This is a genomic window from Butyricimonas faecihominis, from assembly GCF_033096445.1.
Taxonomy (GTDB): domain Bacteria; phylum Bacteroidota; class Bacteroidia; order Bacteroidales; family Marinifilaceae; genus Butyricimonas; species Butyricimonas faecihominis.
Window position 1 is genome coordinate 2431652 of the sequence record NZ_AP028155.1, and the last position, 14023, is coordinate 2445674.

The window sequence follows — 14023 nt, forward strand, 5'->3', positions numbered from 1 at the left end:
CGTCGTGTTAGTGATTATTAATAATCTTTGATACAGCGAACGGGAAAAGCGTACGAGCGATCGGCTGCATTAAAATCAACCCCACTTTTATATATGAAAAGATAATCGGTGATGTATCCGCCATTCACCGGATAGGGCGTAGAAGCCCAGTAATAACCGTACGCACCGACATGTACCACATCCCCGTTACCATCCGGGTAACGTTGCCCGGATGCAGGCAGGAAGACCGTCCCCGACGGGGGTACCGCTCTATGGTCAGACGTTGCCGTTGTTCCCGCCACGTTTGCCCCTAGGAACCAACCGCTTTCAGAATCAAAGTTCCCGTGCAGGTAGTTTCCGGCATCCCGGTTCAGTTCGGCAGTCAGGTTGACGAAACCACCCATCGACACCGTTTTTATCCCAGTTTCTTCATACAAGAGTTCCAACTCGGCATTTGTTGGTAAACGCCATTTGCCCTCGACCCATCCTTTCCCACCCGGCCCACTGGAAATATAGCGACAAATATCCCCCACGCCCGCGCTTTCACTGAACCCGGTATTACCGGAATATTCCTCGAAAGCATCCACGTCCTCCCCAGTAGCGGAAGGCATGGAGAAGTTGAAATTCGAATGAGCATACGGGATTTTATCCCACCCGGCCAGACCTCCTTTCCAATCCGAGGGGTTCAGGTGGGACGGGTAATAAACGGCTTGCACCTCCGGGTCATAAGGATTCCCGGCTGGAGCTAACGCCACCAACGATCCCCATTTGAAAAACACCCCTTGCGACCAAGCGGGAATCTCCCGGTTATTCTCCGCGGTCACGGCAAAAGTCAGTACCCCGGAATTTAGCACGACATTGCTCCGGGCAAACATCTCCGCGATCGGGACCCTTCTCACGGTTAGGGTATCCCGCAGACGACCCGCCGTGAACTCGATCTGCCCCGTCACGTAATCACGCCCGCCACCCGGGGAGAACACGGACGAAATCACCAGTTCCAAACCGCTCCCGTTTATATCCGTCCCGTTCGTGACCGGTTGTCCCCCGGCCAGCCGGAGCCAAGTGTTTGCATCCGAATCAATCACTCGCGCCTCCCATGCCCCGTGGTAATCGGAACTCACCCGGTAAGTAAGTTGCCGACTTATACCGTAAGGCAGGTCCAGCGTACGACGTTCCACGCCCATGAAGAATTGGCCGTCATAAACGATGTGATTTATTCCCTCCAAGTTCACGATCAAAATGGATGTCTTCAAGTTCGACAATACCCCGGATGCGTGAAGAGCCTCCTTAAAGGTTTTGTAACCGATACCCTCGGCATCGGTTATGGTAACAACATACTTGTGATTACGATACAACGGCATACACACCACATCAGCCGCCTCTCCCGCAGTCCGCGTGAAGTCCACCCGGTAATAATAGTCCTCGCCCCTGTATTTGCCCTTGACAACCAAACAAACCCCGTTTTTCGGGTCAGCCGCCACGTTCTTAACAGCTTCGTAGGTGTAAATTTTCCCCGCCATCAAGGCTCCCGGGGCATTGGCGGCCTGTTTGTACCCGTACTTCATCGCCACCTCTTCCGTACCCGGCTGTTTTCCCGAAGGGACGGGAATCATCGGGTTCTTGTTTGCTGTATAAGGGTCCGGGACAAGCACACCGGTCGTCTCGTCCCATTTCGGGGCGATGTACCCGGACGTGTTGTAATTCACCAGAAATATCTCCTCCAGTTGGAAGACTTCCCCGCTAACCTTGTTTTCCACGTCCACACGAGCCAGCATCCGGGTCAAGGAGACGGAGACAAGATAGCCCGGCACGACTCCTTCCATGGCCATCTCGCCGTACATGGGAACCGGCGTATATCCCGGCGGGTTCACGTTCCATTTATACGTGTCATCCTTATCCTTGGAAGTACTGAAGGTCAAGGCCTTTAATAGCTCTTGTTTTTCGGCATCCGCCGGACTTCCCGCCAAGGCCCGTTCCACCGCATCCGAGGCATTCACGACAACCGCAATCAGGCTGACCTGATCGTCCTTGGCAAGATTCAAGCTAAATTTCACTTTATAGTCCGAACCCGCGGGTTCTTGCTTAAAATCGATCACGCTCAGATGTTGGAGTAGTTTAGCGGACGGGGTTGACCGATCGAAAAATAAAAGGTCTATCGCCCGTACCGCGGCTTCCCCTTTGTCCCCTTCTATCGAGCGGGTCAAGGGAATCTCGAATCCCGGAATAACCAGTTCTATATCCATGACTTTCCCCGACGGGTCCGGCCCGTCCAGCTTATCATGTACACATCCCGCCAGTCCCGACAAGAGCAAGGCCATTATCAGGCTAAACCGTTTCGAACACCCTCTGAATCGTTTCATCATATCTTACTCGTTATTTATCATGAGCGAGTAACCCGAATGATCTTAATCAGGTTTCCCGCTTTAATTTCAACCAAAGCGTAATATCCCGCGGGAACACTGCCCAAGCTCGCTTTTGCGATGAACTCCGCATTCCGGGATAAATCCCCGTCCGTTCCGGACATATTAACCACCAACCAATCCCGTCCCCCGGCAGTCGTTTCCAAGGGCCGATCATCTTTATCATAGTAGCTAATCTCACCCAACCGCACGCCCTTGGGGAACCCCCGGTCGCTCCTGTTATAGTTTGTCTCCACCGAAATCGAAACAACATCACCCACACGCCCCACATGAAGAACGTCCCGACTTACCCGCAAGTAGTACTGGGGATCGATAATTGTCCCTTGTTCCACCTCGGTCCACGGGAGTACGGCCTGTTCAAATTGTACCGTCTTTTCTTTCACCGTCCCGATGATCCGGTAAATATTATTCCGCCGAATTTCTGTAATCACCCGCGGGCTACTTCCCCCTTCCGGGATAAACTCCGTGAGTGCGGTGCGGATGCCTCTCTCCCCTTCCGGAGAACTTAGTCCTCGTATATCCAAAAACAATTTATTCCGGTCATCGGCAACCTCGTAAGTTCGTTCCGGCGTGTAGAACATACATATCCGTTGCGGGGCATCCGATAGTTCCAACACGTTTGCATCCCGGTAATTCCAAATGACGTGTTCGAAACCGGAAGTAGGAGTTTGTATATAACCGAAATTATTCTCGATCTCTAACCCGGTCTGGAAACGGGTTTTATCGGCTTCTGTCCCCGTCACCAGATAGCCCTTCCCGTAAGTATTCTCCAAGAGTACCCTAGAATTCATGGACGTGGAAAGCCGGGCGAAAGCGATTTCGTCGGCTTTCTTCAACCAGAGTTCGACACGGGCCACGGCCCGTTCAATCGTGATCTTCTCGTTGGTCGTGACGTTTTCCTCCACCACGATTTTCCGTTTCACCCCGGACATCGGAATCCCGGACATCAAGGGTTGCACGTGATCAAAACTAAAGGTATCATCCATCCGGAAAAGCATCTCTTCCAGTTGTTCCGGGGCAATGACCGCATTCAGTACACTCGTCATGACCTGAGGTTCGTTCACTACCACGACAAGCATTTTATCCGGATTCGTCTTCACTTCCAGAGTGGTTTTAAATCGGGTTGCATCACGTTCCTCGTCACCCAAGGCTACTAACTCGTTTATGTCCAACGTCGGGGATACAGAGGCATCATCGAACACGACAAAACGAACCGTTCGAACAAAATCATGTTCATCGGCCCCCCGCACGAGTATTTCCACGTCGATCTTTCCCCGCGAACCGAGAGATTCTCCCCCTCCATCCTCCGAACGCTCCCCGATGCAGGCCACCAAGAAGAACAGAATCCAAACGATATGTAACATTTTGCTTTTCATACATCAAACCTCTATGTCATTACGCCAAACGATCCACCCGTTGACCTCAATACTCAAAGCCACGAAACCGGACGGGTTTTCCCCCTCTTTGTACAGGATCACCAAACGCCACTCGCTTTGCCGGTCGAGAAATTCCTGCACGGGGAGCGTACTCCCGTCCGGACGCAGCATCGGTTTTCTCGACTCCAAGAGTTTCATCAAATCATAATCCCATGCCCGCAATCCGGTCCGTGTATCATAGACGATCAGTTTATAATCGTAATCCTCATCGTAAAGTAGCCTAACCGTATTCACGTGGCCTCCTGACAAGACTTCCGGCCCCTCGCCCGCCATCAGGGAATAGGGCATGTAAGTCACGGGTTCCTGCACCCGGGGAACGTTATCATGTCCGTAGACCGCTCCCTCGGGTGTCAGGATTTCAAAAATAAAAGCGGGACGGTCCGCACGTCCCGCACTACTACCACCCACTTCAGCTAGTAACACGTGAAAATGATTCGTATTTTTAACCAAAGACACCGGGTACACGCCCCGATCCGCTTTATAATCAATCTCTATCGTTTTCCCGATCCACAAAGGGGAAAATTCATGAGACACGGTCTGAGAGATCCGTTCTAAAGCGATCCGCACGTCCTCTAACATCGTTTCGCCCGGGGAAAGCGCATTCCCCCGCACATCCGATACCCGGAAATGATTGGTCAAACCTCCCACGGTCAAGATCTTGTAGTGTCCCACGGGTAGATTATCAGCCAGCAACATTTGCTTTCCCCCGACGAGTTCTTCCCGCCGGGCATGTTTCGTAAAAAGAAAACGCTCATCAGTATCAAACACGAATATGTCAACCGTGTTGACCCACGGATCGAACGAGTCGACATATTCCATATTATAATTATAGATAAATTCCAAGTACACGCCACAGTTGTCCGTATCTTCCTTCATCACGTCGCATGACCACAGAAACAAGCACGCCAGCACGCTTCCTATCCTTTGGCTCCAATCCCGATATAACCTTCCCGTGTTCATACGTTGAAATTTTATAATCCAGTTTCTCAATCACTAAATATCGATCTCGTTTTCCCAGATAATCCACGGTGCGACCTCCACGGTGATTCCCAAATACCCGGTAGAAGTATCGATAGGATCATCCGGATCGGGATCGCCGGGACCGGGATTATCAATATCCGGGAACCAAGGTGTACCGGGACCTTTCACTAAACCCAAGGTCAACTTATACCAGTTATTTCGCACGACACCATATTTCCCGAAAGCCATGTGTTCATCAGTATCATTATCATGACGAATCTCGTAATAATAGTAACAGAGGCCTTCTTGATACCACTGGATAACCGGGGTTTTCCCATTTTTAAGGACTTCCCCTCCATTCTTAACCTGCGCCAAATCGGATGTTTCCAAGGTTTTAAACGATGTCCCGCTAAGATTCACATCACTATGCTTATCCGCATAAGATCGTATGCTAGAGTACATGGCCTCGCAGGCGGCCTTCAGGTTAGGCCCCGCGTCACTGGCATTGTACGCCGCTTTCAGGTCATCAAAATTAGCATACGTTTTACCAGCAAAACTAAACCAATCTCCTGTCCCGACATGATTTTCAGGATAATATATCCCTTTGATCACGACACGGGTGGCATTCTCGAATATCTGGGCATTGTCATTCATCGTGTTCTCGATGCAATAAATTCCGTTTGCAGCCGCCATCCAAGAGTAAGGGGCAACCAGTTCCGGTTCATACGTCGTCTGGTTGACCGAGGCATTCACGATCCCCGTGGCATCCGTGAAATTCGGGTCCTTGGTATAAAAATTACTGACGTAACTTCCCCCGGACGAATGAATCACGGTAAGTAGGGTTTTCTCGGCAAAAGGATAGAACGTACTGTTCACCACGTCAAGTGTCCAGTTTTTAAACGTGAAGGTCGCCCCGGTAGGTTCAACAACGACGTTATCATTATTATCCCCTTTAAGTTTCAACTCCACTTTAGAGGCCAGACGTTCAATTTTCACGTCGACCCGGTTACCCTCTTTCTCGGCCTCTTCAATAGCATTCTCTTCTTTCAGGTCCTTCGACACCACTTGAATTTTACCGACAAGACTAATCAACGGATCGGTAATTTTATCCCCAGCTTGTTTCCCACTCTCATTCCCGCTGTTGATCATCGTGAACCCCTTGGCGATAGCGTCCACCTTATCTGTAATCTCCGCCATGGTAACCTCTTTCACTGCCGCATTTATCGTGGAGAAGGTGGTTCGATCATTGATATTTTCAATCACATCCAACAGTTTATCTCCCGGATTGGCTATCACCAGTAGCTTTTCAGAGGCCGCCGAGATTTTGATGGCATCCGGTTTCGAAGCGGCATTCTCGATCTTGGTATAATACTCTGTCGTCTTGGGTATACCGACCACTTTTTCCGTTTCGTCGAAAGTTATCAAGTAGAGAGTCTTCAAATCACTTTCATTCATACCCGCGTTTTCACCCGAGGAGCGAGCCTCGTTTTTTTCTGTTTTAACTTGAAGAGAAATGTAAGCCACGTCAGCCACTCCGCCATCTACCGGCGACTTATCTTCCTTCTCATTCACACAACCGACAAAAACGATCGCCGCCAGTGTTAACATTAGAACCATTCTATTTTTCATTCGCTTACTTTTATAATATTATATTCTAAATACAAAAGTAGGCCATCGAGATCGCCCGAAAAAGACAACTTTAGTCCATTGCCCCGCGGTAAATCATACATTTTTGCGGAATTTCTGCCATTTTTGATTTTATCCATACCATAAATAGACGTTGGCATTGCATATCCTCCATCTCAGAGGATTTACCATTTTGCCATTCTCCGAAACGGAGAATCATTCAAGAGGAAGAATCTATTCTTAAAACAACCCGCGTTTTAACGTAATATTAAAAAAATTCCTCTGGATTTATGTTTATATTTGATTATTGTTTCACAATTATCTGAATCGAGTATATGACTAAATAGAACCACCATGAGAAAAAAAGATCTTCATGATAAATTCATCGAGGAACTACACAAAAGAAATTCCAAGAGAGCTGAACTTATTAATCAGGTGTCGGACATACTGAAACTGGAAAAAGAGTCGGTCTACCGGAGGATGGCGGGTAAAGTAAATTTTTCCATCCGGGAAATGGGAATACTGGCCAAAATTCTGAATATCTCGCTCGATAGTCTTTTATACCAAGAAGAAGACATCCAATGGCTCCCATTCATACTGGAAACCCCGTTAAAATTTCACTCTATCGATACCCTATGTGACATGATAGACCTTAATTTTAAACATATCGAAGAGATCAACCGGGACGAACCCGGCACGAGCGGGAATGTCTACCACTCGTTGCCTCTGGAATGTTTCATACATTCCCCGCTTATGATGAAATTCATGTTCTTTAAATGGGGGTACTATTTCGTGCAATCCGACGAGTATAACAATTTTTCCCAGTGGAAACTTCCCCCTAGGTTGTCGGCTATCGGTGAAAAATATCATCACGTGTATAACTTTCAACACGTTTTTTATATTTGGGATAGCTCGCTAATTTGGGCATTATCCAAAGAGATAAGTAATTTTTACAAAACACATATTATTTCCGAACAGGAAAAAGAAGACATCAAAAATGAACTCAAACTTATACTTTCACAATTAGAAAAGACACTAAACGGAACCCGTACTCCCCGCATTCCCTTACCATCCGAAACAGATTTTCTCGTGTCGTCAATCAACGTGGGCTTTTCCAGTAGTTATTTCTTTTCCGGCAACAAACATCTCGCCTTGCTCCAAACGAATTTCAGCTTTTCGATGATACAGGATTCGGAAGACAATTTCAATAAGATAAAAGAATGGATTAACTCGCTATGCCATATTTCCACCCTTCTTTCTAGGAGCGGACGCATCGAGAGACGGTTGTTTTTCAACACGCAATACCGGATTATCGACGAAATATTGAAATAATAATGGGACTGTACAAAAAGTCAATTTTAAACAACTACCCCCACGAACTCCCCTTACATAGGGGGGGGGGGAACCGCTTGGTAATCAGCTCTCCCCCTATGCAAGGGGAAGTTGGAGGGGGTAGCTTGTAGATACTGGATAAGACTTTTTTGTACAGCCCCATTATTTCAATATATTTTACACTAAGCGTCTATCTCTGCCTCTTGTTCAAAATCGCCCAGCGGCTTTAAATTGGACGGGATTTCTTGCTCTGCGTCATCCGAGAAATAAGGGAACACATCCATGATATTCGTATCGGTCAGAGAACTGATCTCGAAAGGCACCACGTAGGTTGACAAACTCTTCTGCAAATTAGCCAACGCCTTCTCAATATCCGCTGCCGCCACCAAATAATACTGGTGAGATTTTTTCTCCTTACCACTGATCTGGTCCGCATCAATAATCGCCACTTTTGCCTTGAACCATTTATCGTCATTCCCGTCATTCGACTCCACCAACTCCGTGATGTTCGATTTCTTCAACCCCACGATATAAAAATCCCCTTGGATCATCTCCCGCAGATTTTCCGTGATCCGGCTCTCCGCCTCCGTGTAGGACATTGCATCTAACAAATACAACTCAGACATCTTTTTCTCTTTTCCATCCTCGCCCATTTTCACGTATTTTACCTTCGCTTCAAACCAATTTGCTGTCATTTCTTCTCTATTTTTATGTGTTTAATTCTACAGCAAAAGTAAAATAATCTCCCCAAAATTATTCCACGAGTTACAAAAATATTCCGCATACAACACGTACGAATCATTACCTTGTTGACGAATACGATAAACCCATGTTGCAAGCGATCAATAATGACGAGTTGCAACGGCTGAAACCATTTTACGGGGCTTTGAAAACCATGGACGGGGACATAAAATTTGCCTTAGGAATTCGGTAGCTACTAGTTCGAAACAGGCACTTTCTCCTACTTAGTCGAATTATTGAAACAAAATCATTATAACCTCGAACAGATGTCTCATGAAGAGACAAATTCCGAGGTACTCAACAGTATTTATGCCGACGAAAGCCCTATCCCCGTGATTTATCAAAGCGGGTATCTCACGATTAAGGATTACGATCCCCGATTCGAGAATTATATTTTAGGATTTCCGAACCGAGAAGTAGAGGAGTGATTTATCAAATTCCTAATGCCCTTCTACACGAACGTGAACAAAGTGGAATCCCCGTTCGAGATACAACAATTCACACGAGAGATTGAATCCGGCCAACCGGATGCCTTCCTGCGTCGCCTGCAAAGCTTCTTTGCCGATACACCTTACGAGTTGATCCGGGATTTGGAAGTACACTATCAAAACGTACTTTTTATTGTTTTTCGTCTTGTAGGTTTCTATGTGAAAGCGGAATATCACACATCCGAGGGCCGGGTGGATCTCGTACTGCAAACCGACCGTTACATCTACGTGATGGAATTCAAACTGGAAGGTTCTGCCGAAGAAGCCTTACAACAAATCGAAGCGAAACATTACGCCCGACCATTTGAAGCGGATTCCCGACAGTTGTTCAAAATCGGGATTAACTTTGATAATAATACTCGGAATATCGAGAGGTGGATTGTGGAATAACTTATCTATATTGGCTAAAAGAATTACATCCCATTCGATCAATCTCGAATGGGATGTGTTGAACAAATAGATTTATTTATTGTACAATTAAACTTAGCTCTGCAGGCGGCATACACATTTGATCATTACAACTTTGGTATTCAATGACACAAGTCACGTTCCCCGTTCCTAGAACTTCTTGAGTAAATATCGCCTCTTCTTCCACGACAACAGTTCTGGTACCATTATACGCCCGTCCTAAAGGTCGCTTTAACTCTCCCACCTTTTCAACTCCTTTCGGTAAAACAAAAGTTATTGTCGTGGGAAGATAAGGATCACTTTTATCCACTTGGGTATAAATTCGATATCCCGGATGGATTTTCATCCGAATTGTAATCAACCGATTCCCATTCGACATTTTCTTTGTGAAAGCCTGTACTTTTACAGGTTCCTTTTCATCCGTATCCTCTTCTTTCAACGTTTTTTCCTCGATGGGTTCTTTAATTGATTCCGTACACAAAACACGATAATCGTTTCCCGGCACATTTTTATCCCGAGTGTTTACTAAAAAGAACCATCCTCCGGATTCCGTAAAAAATAAGCGAGATTTATTTGTTTCAAACCAAGTACGCCATTCTGCCGGAGTCTCGAAACGACAAAGCGTGTATCTTTTTAACAAACGGTGTCCTTTCGCCACGTCTGTTCCCTCTTCCAACAAACGGATCGCCTCATCTAAAAGACGAATGTCATGATTAGAGATTCCCAGACTTCTTGCATCCTCATCCAAAAGAAAAGAGACCCGGCCCGGTCGAGGCATAAAATAACCAGCATTATTCATATAATAATCCTTGTACGCTTTTTCATCCGTACCAAATGAAAAATACAATTCCGGGAACATACTTTTTAAATACTCTCCATAAGTCGATTCTTCTTTCCCGATCCTTTTTAATGTAGAAACCCGCTCTTCGTACGCAGCACGAGTTGCCCGTAAAATCGTTGATTTTAAGTGTTTCTCGGTCACGATAAACGGATTGAACTTCCTAGCTATCGGGGCCTGTCCTGCAAATTGGGAAATATAGACAATCGCGTTGGCAAATACTGATTTTGCCTCCTCCGTCATCTCTTCCGGTGAGGCTGAAAATCCCCAATGCAAGAAATTCCCATGTCGTCCGATGGCCACTTCCTCCAAGCCTTTTGCAGACACGCCACCTGAAATAAATTCTACATCAGGAGAATCCAGAAAACCGGCAGACTTGGAGATCATCCCCGGGCGTATGGCTTTCGTTGTATATCCTTCTTTTTGCACTCGCCACATCAAAATGGAATCAGGCACGACCTCTCCTTCGGATTTCGCAATAGATTTAGCACTTTCCGGTGTAGGTTTCATTACCATACTCATTTTAACGGGGAATGGTCCTTTAAACATAGGATGTTCTGTACGTATGTGATGAGCATCAGCATCCAAGCACAGACAGCACCAGTCCGTTTTCAACCCAAGACGAGCACCAATTAAACTACTCAATTCTGCAATCAACAACATGGGTCGATCAAAATCCTGTGGTAAATATCCTTCTCTTTTCTCCCCGTAAAACCGTCCAAAGGGATCTTCTTGCATAGTCGGAGGAACTATCGGTTGAGGCAATCCGTCCATCACGGTAACATCGTAATCCTCAGACAACACTGGCTGGTAGTCTTTCGCATCAATAGCCGTTACATATTTAAAATATTGTTTCAGCAGTTTTTCGAAGGCCACAGTCCGTTTTTTAGCCCCTTCCAACAATAATACAGAATCCACCTTGCCTCTGTTTATATTAGCGTACACGTCCGAAGATCCTCCAACATAAAGCACTTTCAGTTTACTTTTCCTTATCCCTGCCTGCAAATCAAAACATAACAGAAATAACAAGCCTAATAGAATTATTTTCATATCCGAATTTTATTTATTCCGAATCAACTCTTCAATTTTATTTTTTAAAGCCTGATCACGAAGATTATCTTCAACGACAATACCATTTTCATCCACCAAAATAAACATCGGGATCGCCCTACCGTCAAACTTTTCTGCAAAAACATTTTCCGTATCAATTAAACAAGGCCAAGGTAATTGTTCTTCGTCAAGAGCTTTCAACCAATCAGCATTACTCTTATCGATTGAAATACTGATTATCTCCAATCCTTGATCAACAAGGTCCTGATACATTTTCTTCAAGAATGGAATCGACTTGCGACAAGGTCCACACCACGAAGCCCAAAAATCAATCAATACGCATTTCTTTCCCTTACTCAATTCTTTCATTGAATATACCTTTTCATTCCGATCAGGTAAAGAAAATTCCGGAACTGACTTTCCTTTCAAAGTCTTGGGAAATATTTGTTTCTTCAAAGCCTGACCGTAAAAACTATTCTTCGCCTCTTCCGAAAAACCATTGAATAGTTCCTTAGCTTCTGTATCATTTGACGAGAAATAAGCCCTGTTATTCAGCAACAAAAGAGGTCCCCAAAATGAATCTCCGTTTGCCGCCACGCTATCATGAATGACTTTTTCAATCGTTTGGAAAGCCTCTCTTTCAGCTTTCACCAGATTCTTATAATCATCTGTCTGCATAAAATCAGTTATCACTTTTCGATCTCCATTTTTCCTTAATTCCGATATTTTCTTTATCGTCCCTGCATGTGCCTCCCGATAATCGACAAACATTTGATCTAACTTTTCACGAAAAGCCATCTTCTCTCTGAAGATTTGATCCGTCACAGAGCCTTTCAATTGAACATCTTTCAGTTCCACGTATGGCCTTCCTTCTTGTTGTTCCCCTCTCACCGCAGAAAAAGTAATATCACTATTTTCCAGCATAAACCCGTAAGTACCCCGTACTCCTGTCGGTTCTTCGATTGTCAACATATAATAACGAGGTTCCACCAATTTTCCTACAAATGTGAATTTCCCATCCTGTACAGTTGTTTCCATCTCCTTTTTCTCATCTTGATGCGTGGCTGCCAATGTCAGGCTAACTTTCGTATTGTCGGCAAAACCATAGAGCATTCCGGTGATTTTATAGTTGTCAGATTTCTCACATCCTCCTCCAATAAATAACAGGATAAGAACAACAGATATATTAACATACTTAAAACACAAATATCTCATAACTAATATTTTAAAACACTATTTCTTTTAATTCTTTTTTTCACGTGCCATCTCTATCATTTGAGATAATTCGGCCACGATCTCATCATCACTCCCTGCAGCCCCAGTCACGTGAAACCGGATTTGTCCTTGTGGATCGATCACAAATTTTGAAGGAATCCCGGTTACGCCATAACTCTTCACGACTTCATTCGCTTTCGTTTTCGGGTCTTTTAAATCCATCAACAAACGAAACGAATAATCGTTATCTTTCAAATATTTCACGGCCTCTTCAGTCGCATTGTTCTCTTTTTCCCACGTGTGGATGAACAAAAATACCACATTCGGATCATCTCGATATTTCTCTACGGTCTTTTGCATCGCTGGGAACGAACGCTTACACGGGCCGCACCAAGTAGCCCAAAAATCCAACACGACAACTTTTCCACGCAAGTCTGCAAGTTTTACAACCTTTCCCTCCGCATCAGGCAATGTGAAATCCGGGGCAGACCGGGAAATCATACTCTTAATGATTTCCTCGTTTCGTTGATCAGCACGAGCTTTCCGCAATCTTCCGATATAAGTATCACACCCTTTCTCACTACCGTTTAGTTGTATATAAAGTTCCTCTATTTTATGGTTCACTTCTTCGTCTGCCTGTCCCGCTTTGATCATATCCGCTAAACACAAAAATGATTCCAACGGTCGTCCGGCTTCTGCCATTAACAAAGCGTAAGATTTATCACGTCTATGGGGAGGCATTTTTTCCATAGTCGCTAACGCCTCTGAATGCAAACCCGCCTCGTAACAAGCTGTTGCATAATTAGACAAATACGAGGGATAACCTCTCATCGCGATGGCAAAACTTGCCTTATCACCCTCTTTTTGCAATTGTTCGCAGTTATCCACGGCAAGCTTGTAAAACATAAGAGCATGTTCCATATCCCCGCATTTACTTAAAGCACCCGCAACCACAGAACACGGTTCTCCCAACCATCCCTTCGTAACGATCCTATCAATATACTCCTTTGCCTTTTGCCAATTACCATTTCTCGCGTATGTTCCCGCCACGCTACTCCGGGCATAATCATACACGATACTTTCTCCCAATTTTTCCGGAGGAAAACGTTTCATCCATTTTTTGAATAATACCTCTTGTTTCTCCGGATTCATTTCCGAGTAGATATAGGTGTTTAAATAGCGATTTCTGGCTAAAACCCCATGAGGGAATTTTTTTACAATCACATTTTGTATTGAATCAAATGTAGCCTCCATTCCCAAATAATAGAAACACTGTGCCACGTCCGAATAGACACTTTCCTCTTTTCCTTTAAGCTTATAAAGAAGTTCCGATTTAAAACGAGCCAACGTCTCGCCTCCGGCTTTTTGAGCCTCTAACGCTTTTTTCTGATTTTCATTCATCGGCCGCTGAGCCATAGCACACAAAGCCAAAACGATATATAATATCGTCAATACAATACTTTTCATAACAATACGAATTAAATTTATGAATGAAGGCGCCTAAGAAATTCTTAGGCAACCTTCAATAGC

At 45.1% G+C, this 14023-nt stretch carries 9 protein-coding genes and 1 pseudogene; 2 read left to right on the forward strand and 8 right to left on the reverse strand.

Annotation, left to right across the window (positions count from 1 at the left end; all coding sequences use genetic code 11):
* Nucleotides 1-17: 17 nt before the first annotated feature.
* Genes R8806_RS10145 through R8806_RS10160 form a run of 4 tightly spaced genes read right to left on the reverse strand, consistent with a single transcriptional unit; the run spans nucleotide 18 to nucleotide 6424 of the window.
* Nucleotides 18-2342 carry a fibrobacter succinogenes major paralogous domain-containing protein gene (locus R8806_RS10145; protein ID WP_124315749.1) on the reverse strand — a complete coding sequence of 775 codons (2325 nt, stop codon included), beginning with the start codon at nucleotides 2340-2342 and terminating at the stop codon, nucleotides 18-20.
* A gap of 17 nt (nucleotides 2343-2359) precedes the next feature.
* On the reverse strand, nucleotides 2360-3775 hold the full coding sequence (locus R8806_RS10150) for a hypothetical protein (protein WP_124315750.1): 1416 nt from the start codon (nucleotides 3773-3775) through the stop codon (nucleotides 2360-2362).
* A gap of 3 nt (nucleotides 3776-3778) precedes the next feature.
* Nucleotides 3779-4795, reverse strand: coding sequence for a FimB/Mfa2 family fimbrial subunit (locus tag R8806_RS10155; protein WP_124315751.1), 1017 nt, complete (start codon nucleotides 4793-4795; stop codon nucleotides 3779-3781).
* 33 nt (nucleotides 4796-4828) lie between these two features.
* Complete coding sequence (locus R8806_RS10160) at nucleotides 4829-6424, reverse strand: Mfa1 family fimbria major subunit (RefSeq protein ID WP_124315752.1); 1596 nt, start codon at nucleotides 6422-6424, stop codon at nucleotides 4829-4831.
* A gap of 351 nt (nucleotides 6425-6775) precedes the next feature.
* Here R8806_RS10160 and R8806_RS10165 point away from each other — a divergent pair, with 351 nt between their 5' ends.
* Entirely contained in the window at nucleotides 6776-7753 is a 978-nt protein-coding gene (locus R8806_RS10165; RefSeq protein WP_124315753.1) for a hypothetical protein, read from the forward strand.
* Nucleotides 7754-7935: 182 nt separating this feature from the next.
* On the opposite strand, the gene R8806_RS10170 is transcribed toward R8806_RS10165, so the two are convergent.
* Nucleotides 7936-8448 carry a DUF4494 domain-containing protein gene (locus R8806_RS10170; RefSeq protein ID WP_124315754.1) on the reverse strand — a complete coding sequence of 171 codons (513 nt, stop codon included), beginning with the start codon at nucleotides 8446-8448 and terminating at the stop codon, nucleotides 7936-7938.
* Between the two features lie 110 nt (nucleotides 8449-8558).
* Between R8806_RS10170 and R8806_RS10175 the strand changes: the two are divergent.
* Nucleotides 8559-9372 (forward strand): annotated as a pseudogene (locus R8806_RS10175) (PD-(D/E)XK nuclease domain-containing protein); the annotation flags it as partial.
* A 76-nt stretch (nucleotides 9373-9448) separates the two neighbouring features.
* Here R8806_RS10175 and R8806_RS10180 read toward each other — a convergent pair.
* Genes R8806_RS10180 through R8806_RS10190 form a run of 3 tightly spaced genes read right to left on the reverse strand, consistent with a single transcriptional unit; the run spans nucleotide 9449 to nucleotide 13960 of the window.
* Nucleotides 9449-11278, reverse strand: a complete 1830-nt coding sequence (locus tag R8806_RS10180; protein ID WP_124315755.1) for a protein-disulfide reductase DsbD domain-containing protein — start codon at nucleotides 11276-11278, stop codon at nucleotides 9449-9451.
* Between the two features lie 9 nt (nucleotides 11279-11287).
* Nucleotides 11288-12493, reverse strand: a complete 1206-nt coding sequence (locus tag R8806_RS10185) for a TlpA disulfide reductase family protein (protein WP_124315756.1) — start codon at nucleotides 12491-12493, stop codon at nucleotides 11288-11290.
* A gap of 27 nt (nucleotides 12494-12520) precedes the next feature.
* Nucleotides 12521-13960 (reverse strand): TlpA family protein disulfide reductase, encoded by a 1440-nt coding sequence (locus R8806_RS10190; protein WP_124315757.1) that lies wholly within the window; start codon nucleotides 13958-13960, stop codon nucleotides 12521-12523.
* Nucleotides 13961-14023 lie beyond the last annotated feature (63 nt).

What these genes read in the sequence shown, in the direction of transcription:
- R8806_RS10145 (WP_124315749.1), bottom strand. Translation starts at nt 2,342, where the DNA reads ATGATGAAACGATTCAGAGGGTGTTCGAAACGGTTTAGCCTGATAATG.
- R8806_RS10150 (WP_124315750.1), bottom strand. Translation starts at nt 3,775, where the DNA reads ATGAAAAGCAAAATGTTACATATCGTTTGGATTCTGTTCTTCTTGGTG.
- R8806_RS10155 (WP_124315751.1), bottom strand. Translation starts at nt 4,795, where the DNA reads ATGAACACGGGAAGGTTATATCGGGATTGGAGCCAAAGGATAGGAAGC.
- R8806_RS10160 (WP_124315752.1), bottom strand. Translation starts at nt 6,424, where the DNA reads ATGAAAAATAGAATGGTTCTAATGTTAACACTGGCGGCGATCGTTTTT.
- R8806_RS10165 (WP_124315753.1), top strand. Translation starts at nt 6,776, where the DNA reads ATGAGAAAAAAAGATCTTCATGATAAATTCATCGAGGAACTACACAAA.
- R8806_RS10170 (WP_124315754.1), bottom strand. Translation starts at nt 8,448, where the DNA reads ATGACAGCAAATTGGTTTGAAGCGAAGGTAAAATACGTGAAAATGGGC.
- R8806_RS10180 (WP_124315755.1), bottom strand. Translation starts at nt 11,278, where the DNA reads ATGAAAATAATTCTATTAGGCTTGTTATTTCTGTTATGTTTTGATTTG.
- R8806_RS10185 (WP_124315756.1), bottom strand. Translation starts at nt 12,493, where the DNA reads ATGAGATATTTGTGTTTTAAGTATGTTAATATATCTGTTGTTCTTATC.
- R8806_RS10190 (WP_124315757.1), bottom strand. Translation starts at nt 13,960, where the DNA reads ATGAAAAGTATTGTATTGACGATATTATATATCGTTTTGGCTTTGTGT.